Genomic DNA, 13421 nt, shown 5'->3' with positions numbered 1-13421 from the left:
GTTAAAAGTAGAGATTTAGGCAGCTGCCAACTTCATCATTGGTGTAATGCCGTTTAACGCCATATTAGGGCGTTCGTTATTGTAGGTCCAAAGCCAATTTGTTGCATGCCTTTGAACCTCATCAATACTTTCAAACAGGTAATGGTTTAACCAATCATACCTCACAGTCCGATTGTAGCGCTCAACGTATGCATTTTGCTGAGGGTTACCTGGCTGTATAAATGCCAGTTCTATGCCGTTGCTCTTGGCCCAGTCACCCAGCAGATTGCTGATGTATTCGGGTCCATTGTCACAACGAATTCGATTAGGCTTTCCACGCCATTCAATCACCTGATCTAGTGCTCTTATAACTCGGCTAGCAGGTAGTGAAAAATCCACCTCAATGGCCAACCCCTCTCTGTTGAAGTCATCGATGACATTAAATAGACGATAGCTTCTGCTGTCCGATAGTTGATCATGCATGAAATCCATCGACCAGCAATCGTTGATCGCCTCAGGAACAGACAGAGGCTCAGGCTTTTGCCTCACTAATCGCTTTTTAGGTTTTATACGTAAGTTGAGCTCAAGTTCACGGTAGATACGGTACACGCGCTTATGGTTCCATTGAAAACCCTTAACGTTACGCAAGTATAAATAACATAAACCAAAGCCCCAGTTACGCTGATTATGCGTCAGCCGAACGAGAAGGTCTGCAATCACCGCATTCTCACCGCTGAGCTTCGGCTGATATCGATAGCACGTTTCGCTTACGACAAAGATTTGGCAGGCCAAGCGTACGCTTATCGCCTTATTACTAACTGCTGCCTGAGCCATCTCTTTGCGCTGAGATGGCTTTACCACTTTTTTGCCATCGCCTCCTGAATAATTTCAGACTTCAAACGTTCTTCGGCATACATTTTTTTGAGGCGGCGATTTTCGTCTTCTAGTTCTTTCATTCGACCCATGAGCGATGCGTCCATGCCACCGTATTTAGCTCGCCATTTATAAAATGACGCATTGCTCATGCCATGTTCACGGCATAGCTCTGGGATAGGCACACCGCTTTCAGCTTGCTTGATGATAGCCAGTATTTGGCTGTCCGAATATCGTGATTTCTTCATGTAGATCTCCTTCGTAAAGTTTACGAGAAAATTCTACTTTTGGCCTCAGTTATTTTTCGGGGGGATTACCTTTTAACTGAATGGTTCTGCTTTAACACTCCACTCAAGCGATAAAGTATTGCGATCAATATCAGTTGATGAGTATGTGCACGTTAATCGAAGGTGAAAATATTAGCTATATTTGCGACCAACTAGGCCTTAACTTTTCTACCTTAAAAAGCCAAAATAGTCCAACACAACATTTTAAAGATAGCACCTAGCGTTAATATTTGGAAATAATTGGTTAGGACGGCAGAATTTGAATATGCAATCCACACACGAGATAGATACTTAATCAAACAAAAGTTCCGTATTTGATAGAATACCGTACTATTTTTCTACCAAAAAAGCACTATTGTAGCCCAATAGTATCAACAAGTTAGCACTAAATTTTATGACCATTAATAGACAGAAATAACTATGCTAAGATGAGATTAACCTAACTTTTATGGGTAAAAAAAGTCCATCTAGTGGGATGATCACAGTGGAAATAGTCTTAAATGACACACATCGCCTGAATTAATTCATCATCAAACATAGTGCGACCATCCGTTATAGCCATAGCAGCAAAGTTATACCTCTCCAAGGTAAACAGCAGTTTTGGAGAACTCAGTGACGAACTTAGACTCGTTCTCGTTGCCATTGACCCCAAAAATATGTAATTTGTACGAATACGTTTCAATTATTCTTTGGCTAAAAAAGAATCCAATATTGTCTTGTTTTCTTTGATCACAAACTTAGAAGAATCTAAAGTAAGGTGTCCATAATCAAACGAAGTTATTGATGCTGCTGAATCATCTATTTTAGTGAGGCACATTTCACTTTCGCAGAGGACTTCAATTAAGGATATGTATCCGACACCGAGCTCTTTTACTTTTCTTGTTAAATTAACTTCTTGGGAAAAGGTCACTTTGTCGGGAGATAATCGCTCCGATATTCCTGTGCTGCCCCTGGCAAAGAACTGCTCTTTGAGTCTATTTGGTAGAGTCTTCTCTTTATGACCCCAAAAAGGTGGAGTCCCCACCACAATAATTCTATCTTTATACTTTTTTAGGTCACTAGTGAGTCTGTCTTCCATAAAGCCAATAAGTTCGTCAGAGTTCACTGAATAACAAAGCCAGCACCCAGTAATTAAAATTAGCTTTGGGTCTTTCCGCTCGATTTCATCATATGCTTGCCGAAGCTCTAACTCACAGTACTCTCCTACATTATATTTTTTAAAGGGAAAGCATGAACTAGCAACTCTTTGAATCACAGCTCCGAGGCCGTACATATTAATCAGGCCAGGAATCAAGTTTCGCCCCGCAAAAGAGTCGCCAATAACCAGTATCGAATGAACTGAATCCTTTGCTTCGTTGGAAATGCACTCTCCAAATGGGTTGGTTTTTTCGTAGTTTTTCCAGCTTTTCCAAGTCCAGCATCCTTCATAAGTTCTAAATCTACTTATAGGGTACTTTTCTTTGTAATTTAAAAGAATATGTTTATTGAGCTTCTCTAGTCTATATTCAGCGCCATTGGTATGTATTATGTGCAGCCCAGAGGCAGTTAATAAGAAGATAGTAATGAAAAGGGTAATAAATAGATGTTTATTTTTTAAGATTTTTGGGTCTCTGGCAGGTTTCTCTATAAAGTTGTATGAGACTAAAGATAAGCAAAGCGCCAGTAAAATCAAAAAGAGGCGTCCGCTATTATCTTGAAATAAACCAGCGATGTTAGAATAAACAAAAATAGGAAAGTGCCACAAATAAAGGCTATATGAAATAAGACCTATAGGTGTAATAAACCTAGAGCTAAGTATTTGGGATATAAAGTCTTCACCATTGCAGAACCAAATTAATAACATAACACCTATAACAGGTAGTGTTGTTATGTAGGATGGGTGCTGCATTTCAATATCTAACATGAAAATGGATGTCAAAATCATGATTAGACCAATCACAGGCATGATTGTGGTTAGCTTATTATTCCTACTTCTGAGCCTGTTAAGCTCTAAGCTTGCTATTAGGCCTCCTCCTATGAATTCCCACAGACGAGAGGGAAGAAGATAAAAGGCTAAGTCTTCTAAATACTGGCTAGCATACTGTGCGAACTGAAGGGAACCTAAAAATATTAAAAATAGTGTAATTGTTATATATTTCTTTGATATCTTCCAAATACAGATCATGACGAGTGGGAACGTTATATAAAACTGCTCCTCAAGTGAAAGTGACCAAGTGTGCAACAAAGGTTGCAAAGCACTTAGTTCTGCATTGTAGCCATCTAAATTGTAGAACCAGAAATTTGAACCAAATGCCATAGACGATAGCATTGATCCCGCATATTCATTCAAGGCTTTGGGGAGCATCCCGATCCACGAAAGTGAAAGACAGAAGACCAACATGACTAGAAAAACAGGTATAATTCTTCTAATACGCCTGTAATAAAAATTAGAAAACTTAAACTTACCGGTGTTAATTTCTTTTAAAATAATCGATGTTATCAAGTACCCTGAAATAACAAGAAATACATCGACACCAATAAAACCTCCCTTGAATGGATTTATTCCAGATATCACTATTTCCGCATGATAAAAGACAACCGCGAGCACTGCGATTGCCCTCAGTCCATCGATTTCTGGTCGGTAGCTTATACTTAAATATGGGTTTGAAACATTAAGCATTAAAAAAGTTTCCCAATTGCATTTTTTACAATAACTTGGACGACTGGAAAGGTATTGATATATAGGGGAATAATTGGTCGGGACGGCAGGATTTGAACCTGCGACCCCTGCCCCCCAGGCAGGTGCGCTACCAAGCTGCGCTACGCCCCGACACGGCTCTTAATGCAGTTCGACGAGAACCTCAAGAGAGGCGGTATATTACTAGAATCGTTGCCAGTTTGGAAGCAGATTAGCCCCAAATTCAGCAACAATATAGAATTAAATCAAGTTGTTGATGCTACTAATCAATGCAATTAGTTTTCCGACTCAACACGATCTTTAAGCTTTTGGCCAGGCCTAAAAGTGACCACACGACGTGCAGAAATAGCCACTTCTTCACCTGTTTTAGGATTGCGTCCAGGTCTTGAACGTTTATCGCGTAGATCAAAGTTACCAAAACCAGATAACTTAACCTGTTCATTACTAATCAGACTGGAAGATACTTCTTCAAAAAATGCCTCTACCATGTCTTTTGCATCGCGTTTACTAAGCTTTTGTTCACTACTGAGACGTTCTGCCATATCGGCTTTGGTCAGTGATCCCATAGCTGGATCCTCGTCTGTTATTTATTATTATCTAGCTTATCAAGCTTAAACACCCCGTTAGCCATATAACTAACGGGGTATTTTTAGCCTCTTAGGCTCGCACCAGCGTGTTGAGAAAGGTGTTCTACGACCTGTTCAACCCATTGATTTACTTCATCATCGGTAAGAGTGCGCTCTGGGTGCTGCCACGTCAAGCCTAAAGCAAGACTTTTTTGTCCATTTTCAATGCCTTGGCCTTGGTAAACATCGAATAAGCGTACGTCGTTCAGCCATTCACCAGCACTGGATTCAATATAATTAGTCACCATTGCAACGCTAATTTTTTGATCCAAAACAATGGCTAAGTCACGGCGCATCTCTGGGAACTTAGACAAAGTTTCGTACGCCGGGAGTATACCCATACTGATAGACGCCAAATCTACTTCAAACATAAACACTGGGCCAAGCAGGCCTAAGTCTTTAACTAGGCCTGGGTGCATGGCACCAATATAACCTATTTTTTCGTCTGCTAAGTTAATGGCTGCACTTTGCCCTGGATGCAAAGCCACGTGCTCAGCAGCTTCAAAGTTGAAATTTTGGCCACTGATTTCTAGCAAGGATTCAAGATCACCTTTAGCATCGAAGTAATCAATTTGTTCAGTTTTACCGTGCCAACTTTCTGGGTGCCGTGAGCCATAGATTAAACCTGCAAACACATCTTGCTGCTGCAAGCCTTGATCACTAGGGATAAAACGCTGGCCTGTTTCGAACAAGCGTACACGGGATTGCTGGCGGTTTTGGTTATGCTGCAGCGCTTTTACCAAACCTGGCCATAGGCTTGTGCGCATTACAGCCATATCGGCAGAAATAGGGTTCACTAACTCCACTGGCTTATTTTGGTTATCAAACTTAGATAATAGGCCTGGTTCTACCATGCTGTAGGTAATTGCTTCTTGGTAACCACAGCTCACCATGTGACGACGCAAAACAGATAAAGGACGCTCTACTTCTAATTTAGCTGGAATTTCCATACTCGCCACAGGATGAGTACTTGGCAAGTTATTGTAACCGTATACGCGGGCCACCTCTTCCACAAGGTCAGCCTCAATAGCCATGTCGAAACGCCAGGAAGGCGACGTGAAGGTCCAGCTGTCATCGTCTGATGAAGCTAAAGTAAGGCCTAAACGTTTAAGAATATCGAGCACTTGTTGGTCGCCAATTTTATAGGCTAGCAAGGCTTCTAAACGGGCTTTACGTAACGTTACCTTAGTATGGCTTGGTAAGTGTTCTGCCGATGTTTGCTCGACAATTGGACCTGCCTCACCACCAACGATGCTTTGTAGCAGCATAGTTGCACGGTCCATAGCTTTACGTTGTAGATCATAATCTACGCCACGTTCAAAACGATGGGACGCATCTGTGTGCAAACCGTAGCTACGGGCTTTGCCGGCGATACTGATGGGGTTAAAAAAGGCTGCTTCCAAGAATACATTGCAAGTAGTCGCTCCTACTCCTGTGTCTGCACCACCCATGATACCAGCCATACCTAATACACCTTCGTTATCAGCGATAACCAGGGTTTCATTATTCAGCTCAACTTTTTGGCCATCAAGCAAGGTTAGGTTTTCACCCTGACTCGCCATACGTACGACAATAGAGCCACTAAGCTTATCTAAATCATAAGCATGCATAGGCTGGCCCATTTCTAGCAAAATGTAGTTAGTCACGTCTACCACAGGGTCGATGCTACGTAGATCACAACGGCGCAGTTTTTCTTGCAACCACAATGGAGAAGATTGAGTAATGTCGATGTTATTTAATACACGGCCCAAAAACCGTGGGCAATGCTCTGGAGCATTAACTCTGACAGGAAAAATATCTTCCACCTGAGGCGCTAATTCAGTGTACTCTGGCGTTGTAACATCTACTGAATTTAGCACACCTACTTCACGCGCAAGACCTGCAATGCTCAAGCAATCACCACGATTTGGAGTCAGGTCCACATCAATGATCTTGTCATTAAGATTAAGGTACTCACGAAGATCAGCACCTACTGGAGCATCGGCTACCAGTTCCATAATACCATCATTTTCGTCACTGATTTCTAGTTCTGCAGCTGAACACAACATACCAAAAGACTCTTGCTGACGTAGCTTAGCCTTTTTGATTTTGAAGTTACCAGGCAATATTGCACCCACAGTGGCAAACGCAACTTTAATGCCTACACGAGCATTAGGTGCACCACACACTACTTGAGTTTCTGCAACACCATCACTAACCTGACATACACGAAGTTTGTCTGCATCTGGGTGCTGCTCTGCGCTAACAATTTCGCCAACAATTACACCACTAAATTCGCCTGCGGCAGACTCTACACCATCAACTTCTAGCCCCGCTAAGGTAATCTGGGCTACCAATTCATCACTGTTAATTGCTGGGTTAACCCATTCACGCAGCCACTGTTCACTAAATTTCATGTCTATCTCTCGATCAAAGATTAACTAAATTGGGCCAAAAACCGCAGGTCGTTTTCAAAGAACATCCGCAAGTCTTTAACACCATAACGCAGCATGGCTAGGCGCTCGACACCCATACCAAAGGCAAATCCAGTGTATTTTTCAGTGTCGATGCCTGAGTGTTCGAATACCTTAGGGTGAACCATTCCACAACCTAATACTTCCAACCATTTTTGTTCGCCATCTTCACCTTGGTAGCCGATATCCACTTCAATAGAAGGTTCGGTAAAGGGGAAGTAGGAAGGGCGGAAGCGCACTTGAAGGTCTCGCTCAAAGAACACGTTAAGGAAGTTATGCAGGATGCCTTTTAGGTCTGCAAAACTTATATTGTCATCCACTAACAAACCTTCTATTTGGTGAAACATTGGGGAGTGGGTTTGGTCAGAATCACAACGGTACACACGGCCTGGGCAAATGATGCGGATAGGTGGTTGTTGCTTTTCCATAGTTCTTACTTGTACGCCTGATGTGTGGGTACGTAGTAGAGTGCCATCACCAAAATAAAAGGTATCATGCATAGCACGTGCCGGGTGATGAGCAGGAATATTGAGGGCTTCGAAGTTATGATAGTCATCTTCGATTTCTGGGCCTTGGGCTACAGAAAAGCCAATTTGAGCGAAGAAATTTTCAATGCGCTCGATGGTCATCGTTACAGGATGTAAGCCACCAATGGCTTGGCCACGACCGGCCAGTGTTACATCAATGCTTTCTACTGCAAGCTGTTTACTTAGGGCGTTAGCAGCCATCATGGTGCGTTTTACTGTGATGGCATCTTGTACTTTTTGCTTGGCCTCATTGATCTTAGCACCAGCTGCAGGGCGTTCTTCGGCCGACAACTTGCCTAGGCTTTTAAGTTGTTGTGTAAGCTCGCCTTTTTTACCTAAGTACTGAACCCGAACTTGGTCAAGGGCTACTTCGTCTGCCGCTTGAGCCACGGCGTCTAAGCCCTCGGTGACCAGTTGCTTGAGGTGTTCCATATTCTTCTCCATCTAAAACAAGACAGGGGAAGAGTTTGCACTCTTCCCCTGTTTCTAATCCTCGTGAGAGGATACGAAGGTAGTTTAATCTATGCTAACCAAGGTTAGTGTAGATCAACCAGCTTAAGCGAGTGCCGCTTTAGCCTTCTCTACGATCGCTGTGAATACCGCTTTGTCGTGAATGGCTAAGTCAGCCAATACTTTACGGTCGATCTCGATTGAAGATTTCTTCAAACCGGAAATCAAACGGCTATAAGACAACCCATTCATACGCGCACCGGCGTTGATACGAGCAATCCATAGAGCACGGAACTGGCGCTTACGTTGACGACGGTCGCGGTAGGCATATTGGCCAGCTTTGATTACGGCTTGCTTAGCAACACGGAATACTCGGCTACGTGCACCGTAATAGCCCTTAGCTAGCTTGAGGATCTTCTTATGACGACGGTGTGCTTGGACACCACGTTTTACGCGAGACATTATACTTTCTCCTTACCAGTGACTAATTAGATATACGGCAACATGCGTCTTACTAATGGCTTATCCGCAGCACAAATCTGCAGAGTGCCACGTAAATGACGCTTACGCTTAGTACTCTTTTTGGTCAAAATATGACTGGTGAAGGACTGACGGTGTTTAAAACCGTTAGCAGTTTTCTTGAATCGTTTTGCAGCACCGCTACAAGATTTCATCTTAGGCATTACATTTACTCCACGCATTCGTTGATTGTTAATGAAGACGCAATTAAGAACCTAAACTCTTAAACGGTCTCCCGATTGTAACTTTTAAGGGTTACTTTCTTTTCTTTGGTGCCAACACCATAGTCAATTGACGGCCTTCCATCTTTGGGTATTGCTCTACTCCAGCGTATTCAGCCAAATCGACTTCTACACGCTTGAGTAATTCCATACCCAATTCTTGGTGTGCCATCTCACGACCACGGTAACGCAAGGTTACTTTCGTCTTGTCACCATTCTCTAGGAAACGGATCAGGTTGCGTAGTTTTACCTGATAATCTCCTACATCAGTCCCGGGACGGAACTTGATTTCTTTCACTTGCGTCTGCTTTTGCTTCTTTTTAGCAGCTGCTTTCTGTTTTTTAACTTCAAACACTTGCTTGCCATAGTCCATAATCTTACAGACTACGGGCTCAGCGTCTGCTGCGATCTGAACTAGATCCAGCTTGGCAGCTTCTGCCATTTGCAGTGCTTCGGCTACAGAAACAATGCCGACTTGTTCGCCGTCAGCACCGATGAGGCGACATTCTGTCGCTTCAATATGTTCGTTAATTGTTGGGCGTTTTGTTTTGCCCTTAGTGTATTCCCGTTTAATTTCGGTATCTCCGTTAATTCATAATTTGAAGCGTATACTTACGCTTCAGTGCGGCCTAATTTGGCGATGTCTGCATTAAGCAAATCGGCAAATAATTGTAGGCTCATATTACCCAAATCTTCACCCGTACGAGTTCGCACTGTGACAGTTTGGGTTTCAACTTCCTTATCGCCAATAACTAGCAAATAAGGAACTTTAAGAATTGTGTGCTCGCGGATTTTAAAGCCTACCTTTTCGTTTCTCAAGTCCGCAGCGGCCCTAAAGCCCATTTTTGTCAAATTTTCTGCAACTTCTTTGCAAAAAGGCGCTTGTTTGTCCGTAATATTCAAAATCGACACTTGTTTGGGTGCTAACCAAGGTGGCATGGCACCGGCAAAGTTTTCGATCAAAATACCTAAAAAACGCTCAAATGAGCCCAAAGTTGCACGGTGTAACATCACCGGAACTTCACGATCACCTGCTTCGTTTACAAACTGCGCATCAAGGCGACCCGGCATGGAAAAGTCTACTTGAACAGTGCCACACTGCCAAACTCGGCCAAGACAATCCTTCAAGGAGAATTCAATCTTAGGACCATAAAAAGCACCTTCGCCTGGCAAAATATCAAACGGTAATTGTTTGGCATTTAGTGCCTCTTCTAAAGCTGCCTCAGCACGATCCCAAACTTCGTCAGCTCCTACGCGTTGTTCTGGACGGGTAGACAGCTTTAGGATGATATCGTCAAAGCCAAAGTCGCGATATACATCGTACAAGAAGTCAATAAAACGAGCCACTTCATCTTGCATCTGGCTTTCGGAGCAAAAAATATGGCCATCGTCTTGGGTAAACGCACGCACACGCATAATACCGTGCAAAGTGCCCGATGGTTCATTGCGATGACACGAGCCAAACTCAGCCATACGAATAGGCAATTCTTTGTAGCTCTTCAACCCTTGGTTAAAGATCTGAATGTGACATGGACAGTTCATTGGCTTAACTGCATAGTCACGATTTTCAGAAGATGTGGTAAACATCATGTCAGAAAACTTATCCCAGTGGCCAGAACGTTCCCACAGGCTTCGATCAACCACTTGTGGGGTTTTCACTTCTTGATAGCCACCTTCAATTTGACGCTCACGCATATAACGCTCTACCACTTGGTAGATAGTCCAACCATTTGGATGCCAAAACACCATACCTGGCGCTTCTTCTTGGGTATGGAACAAATCTAGTTTCTTACCTAACTTACGGTGGTCACGCTTTTCTGCCTCTTCTAAGCGGTGTAAGTAGGCTTTAAGGTCTTTTTTATCTGCCCAAGCTGTGCCGTAAACACGCGTTAACATAGCGTTGTTAGAATCGCCACGCCAATATGCACCAGCAACTTTCATCAACTTAAAAGACTTAATGTGGCCAGTAGAAGGCACATGAGGGCCCCGGCATAAATCTGTAAAGCCACCTTGACTGTAGAAAGATAGATCTTCCTCACCAGGAATACTGTCAATAATTTCTACCTTGTAGTCTTCACCAAGGTCCTTGAAAAACGCAACAGCATCACTGCGGCTCATGATACGGCGCTCAACTTGAAGGTTTTCCTTAGTTAAGGCCTTCATACGAGATTCAATTTTGATTAAATCTTCTGGGGTAAATGGACGCTCGTAGGCAAAATCGTAGAAAAAACCATCTTCAATGACAGGGCCAATGGTCACCTGTGCGCCAGGAAATTCGTCTTGTACTGCTTGCGCCATCATATGGGCACAAGAATGACGAATCACTTCAAGGCCTTCTTCATCCCTTGAAGTAACAATAGCAAGAGCTATATCATCATTGATGATATAGCTGGTATCAACTAATTCGCCAGATACCTTGCCAGCTACAGCAGCTTTAGCAAGGCCTGGGCCAATGTCAAAAGCAACATCATAGATTGATACAGGCGCATCAAAGGAGCGCTGACTACCATCAGGAAGAGTAACTACAGGCATAGAGTTTCCTTGCTCAGTGGTGGCCCCTACCAAAGGCCACTTGGGGTGAAACGCTGTTGCATTTAGCATGACAACGATAGCACAAAAAATGAGGGGCTAATTTTACCCTCATTGAGCCTGAAGAACAAGCCTTGAAGCCTTTCCTGCAATCTCGCCTTACCCAAAAAAAACCAAACTAAACTCTGCTCTCCAGTAAAGACATTGAGTAGCCAATATGCTCTTGGGCTGCGGTCTTAGCAGCATCGCCATCCCGCAACATGACGGCTTCATAAATAGCTCGATGCTGCTCGCTGATAACTATTGAAACCTCATCGGACAGGCTTAAATCGTGCCCCGCAACATTGTACAAAGAGCCGTAAATAGCGTTAAAAAACTGGGGGTAAAATAACTGGCTTAAGGACACAACAATGAGGCAGTGGCTAGACTCTGCAATAAGCATGTGAAACTTCAAGTCCGCCTTGGCTCTTTGAAGACCATTGCCACGGCGCTGCCCAATGGCCTTATACCCATGTGCTATAACCGCTAATTCATCATCTGTTGCGCGCTCACAGACATATTGCACTGCCTCCCCCTCCAACACTAACCGCATTTCCATGATGGATAGCTGCAAGGCCACGGAATCAAGTTCCACACCAGACATAGGTTCAGCAAATTGCAACTCAAATAGGTTATTCACATAACAACCCGAACCATGGCGACTAGTAATTAACCCTCTCATTTCTAAACCTGTCATAGCCTCACGTAAACAGGTACGGGACACGTCAAACCGCTCCATAAGGGCCAACTGCCCAGGTAATTTACTCCCCGGCAACCATTGGCACTGACGGATACCGTCCTCAATAGCTTTACTAATTATCTCTACTTTGTTCATATCAAATACCGACACTTTGGTCAGATCACTTTACTCCAAATAACCCCTAGCTACTAGAGCCTAGCTACCACCAAGGGCATAATGTACTGAGTCTTTTGCACCACAGCTACAGGTAACAGATTATTTGGTTTTTACAACAACACAATCCCACCCTTTAAACTCCAGTAAAGTTGAGATGACCCTTAAAATAACTCTGAGCAGATAAAATAAAATGGATGTGCGCTACCCCTCAATCGAAATGCTAGCCGAACGCGCGAAACGACGCATGCCCGGCTTTGCCTATGATTATCTTACAGGGGGATGTTTTTCTGACATTAACCTGGCTCGTAATACAAAAGAAATTCGAGATATTCAACTTCGCCCGTACTACTTACGCAAATTCAATGGCGCTTCGCAACAAACCACTTTATTTGGTAAAACCTACGATGCCCCTTTCGGTATAGCGCCTGTTGGACTTCAAGGACTCATGTGGCCTAAGTCATGCGAAATTCTGGCAGAGGCTGCCAAACAGCACAATATACCGTTTTGCCTTAGTACAGTCGGAACAGCGAGTATTGAGACCATTTCTGAAATTACTGAAGGTGATTTCTGGTTCCAGCTCTATCACCCCAAAGCGAATGAACTGCGCGATAAACTCCTCGAGCGCGCTGCCCAAGCGGGCTGTAAAACATTGGTTTTATTGGCCGACACACCGACGTTTGCTTACCGCCCTAAAGAAATTCGAAACGGTCTTTCTATCCCACCACAAATGACCTTGGCAAACCTTCTGCAAATAGCCACTCACCCGAGGTGGGCCATAGAGCAGCTTTTTGCAGGATCACCCGAATTTAAAACCATGAAGCCATACATTCCCAATGGGCTCAACATGCAACATCTCGGCCTGTTTATGAATAAGACCTTTTCTGGCCGTTTAACAGAAGACAAAATCAAAGCGGTTCGTGACCAGTGGAAAGGTAATCTGGTGATCAAAGGCATCGTCAATCCTGAAGACGCTGAGTTAGCCATTAGGTTGGGTGCGGACGGTTTAATCGTTTCAAATCATGGTGGTAGGCAGCTGGACTGTGGAGAATCTACCATCAAGCCACTCACAGAGCTGGCAAAAAAATACAGCGACAGAGTCACCTTGATGATGGACGGTGGTATTCGATCAGGTGCAGATATTGCTTCTAGCTTGGCGTCAGGTGCCAAGTTCACTTTCCTCGGCCGAGCCCCTATGTTTGGCGCGTGCGCGATGGGTGCAAAAGGCGGAAACCAGGCCCTAGAAATTCTTAAACGCCAGATTCAGCAGGTTATGGAACAGGTTGGCTGTGAAAAAATTGAGGACTTTCCCCAACATTTGATTGATCAATCAAGTAAGTAAAGATAGCAAAGGTGGGACTTTAGGAGACTAGTAACAAACCATGCCC

The 13421-nt window shown here is 43.6% G+C and carries 11 protein-coding genes and 1 tRNA gene; 1 reads left to right on the top strand and 11 read right to left on the bottom strand.

What is annotated here, in order from left to right:
* Positions 1-15: 15 nt before the first annotated feature.
* The 11 genes from ABXT70_RS04270 to ABXT70_RS04220 form a co-directional block, all read right to left on the bottom strand.
* A protein-coding gene (locus ABXT70_RS04270) for an IS3 family transposase (RefSeq protein ID WP_443640095.1) occupies positions 16-1100 on the bottom strand; the annotation gives its coding sequence in 2 pieces (ribosomal slippage) (positions 16-848 and positions 848-1100; 1086 coding nt in all).
* A gap of 721 nt (positions 1101-1821) precedes the next feature.
* On the bottom strand, positions 1822-3798 hold the full coding sequence (locus ABXT70_RS04265) for an acyltransferase family protein (protein ID WP_443641934.1): 1977 nt from the start codon (positions 3796-3798) through the stop codon (positions 1822-1824).
* A gap of 74 nt (positions 3799-3872) precedes the next feature.
* Positions 3873-3948, bottom strand: a tRNA-Pro gene (locus ABXT70_RS04260).
* A gap of 143 nt (positions 3949-4091) precedes the next feature.
* On the bottom strand, positions 4092-4382 hold the full coding sequence (gene ihfA, locus ABXT70_RS04255; RefSeq protein WP_443641933.1) for an integration host factor subunit alpha: 291 nt from the start codon (positions 4380-4382) through the stop codon (positions 4092-4094).
* Between the two features lie 83 nt (positions 4383-4465).
* On the bottom strand, positions 4466-6838 hold the full coding sequence (pheT, locus tag ABXT70_RS04250; protein ID WP_443641932.1) for a phenylalanine--tRNA ligase subunit beta: 2373 nt from the start codon (positions 6836-6838) through the stop codon (positions 4466-4468).
* A 20-nt stretch (positions 6839-6858) separates the two neighbouring features.
* Positions 6859-7854, bottom strand: coding sequence for a phenylalanine--tRNA ligase subunit alpha (pheS, locus tag ABXT70_RS04245; RefSeq protein ID WP_443641931.1), 996 nt, complete (start codon positions 7852-7854; stop codon positions 6859-6861).
* Between the two features lie 123 nt (positions 7855-7977).
* Positions 7978-8334, bottom strand: coding sequence for a 50S ribosomal protein L20 (gene rplT, locus ABXT70_RS04240; protein WP_046482145.1), 357 nt, complete (start codon positions 8332-8334; stop codon positions 7978-7980).
* 26 nt (positions 8335-8360) lie between these two features.
* Complete coding sequence (rpmI, locus tag ABXT70_RS04235; protein WP_443641930.1) at positions 8361-8555, bottom strand: 50S ribosomal protein L35; 195 nt, start codon at positions 8553-8555, stop codon at positions 8361-8363.
* Positions 8556-8646: 91 nt separating this feature from the next.
* A complete protein-coding gene (gene infC, locus ABXT70_RS04230; RefSeq protein ID WP_443642478.1) occupies positions 8647-9186 on the bottom strand; it encodes a translation initiation factor IF-3 in 540 nt (179 codons plus the stop codon).
* Between the two features lie 38 nt (positions 9187-9224).
* Positions 9225-11144: a threonine--tRNA ligase gene (gene thrS, locus ABXT70_RS04225; protein ID WP_443641929.1), complete on the bottom strand. Its 1920-nt coding sequence runs from the start codon at positions 11142-11144 to the stop codon at positions 9225-9227.
* Positions 11145-11319: 175 nt separating this feature from the next.
* Positions 11320-12015: a FadR/GntR family transcriptional regulator gene (locus tag ABXT70_RS04220; protein ID WP_443641928.1), complete on the bottom strand. Its 696-nt coding sequence runs from the start codon at positions 12013-12015 to the stop codon at positions 11320-11322.
* Positions 12016-12226: 211 nt separating this feature from the next.
* Here ABXT70_RS04220 and ABXT70_RS04215 point away from each other — a divergent pair, with 211 nt between their 5' ends.
* Positions 12227-13375, top strand: coding sequence for an alpha-hydroxy acid oxidase (locus tag ABXT70_RS04215; RefSeq protein WP_443641927.1), 1149 nt, complete (start codon positions 12227-12229; stop codon positions 13373-13375).
* The last annotated feature ends 46 nt before the right edge of the window (positions 13376-13421 follow it).

This window comes from Candidatus Njordibacter sp. Uisw_039 (assembly GCF_047730075.1).
Lineage (GTDB): Bacteria > Pseudomonadota > Gammaproteobacteria > Pseudomonadales > Balneatricaceae > Njordibacter.
The sequence above is the reverse complement of the archived record's forward strand: the minus strand, read 5'-3'. Positions and strand labels throughout refer to the sequence as shown.

What these genes read in the sequence shown, in the direction of transcription:
- ABXT70_RS04265 (WP_443641934.1), bottom strand. Translation starts at nt 3,798, where the DNA reads ATGCTTAATGTTTCAAACCCATATTTAAGTATAAGCTACCGACCAGAA.
- ihfA (WP_443641933.1), bottom strand. Translation starts at nt 4,382, where the DNA reads ATGGGATCACTGACCAAAGCCGATATGGCAGAACGTCTCAGTAGTGAA.
- pheT (WP_443641932.1), bottom strand. Translation starts at nt 6,838, where the DNA reads ATGAAATTTAGTGAACAGTGGCTGCGTGAATGGGTTAACCCAGCAATT.
- pheS (WP_443641931.1), bottom strand. Translation starts at nt 7,854, where the DNA reads ATGGAACACCTCAAGCAACTGGTCACCGAGGGCTTAGACGCCGTGGCT.
- rplT (WP_046482145.1), bottom strand. Translation starts at nt 8,334, where the DNA reads ATGTCTCGCGTAAAACGTGGTGTCCAAGCACACCGTCGTCATAAGAAG.
- rpmI (WP_443641930.1), bottom strand. Translation starts at nt 8,555, where the DNA reads ATGCCTAAGATGAAATCTTGTAGCGGTGCTGCAAAACGATTCAAGAAA.
- thrS (WP_443641929.1), bottom strand. Translation starts at nt 11,144, where the DNA reads ATGCCTGTAGTTACTCTTCCTGATGGTAGTCAGCGCTCCTTTGATGCG.
- ABXT70_RS04220 (WP_443641928.1), bottom strand. Translation starts at nt 12,015, where the DNA reads ATGAACAAAGTAGAGATAATTAGTAAAGCTATTGAGGACGGTATCCGT.
- ABXT70_RS04215 (WP_443641927.1), top strand. Translation starts at nt 12,227, where the DNA reads ATGGATGTGCGCTACCCCTCAATCGAAATGCTAGCCGAACGCGCGAAA.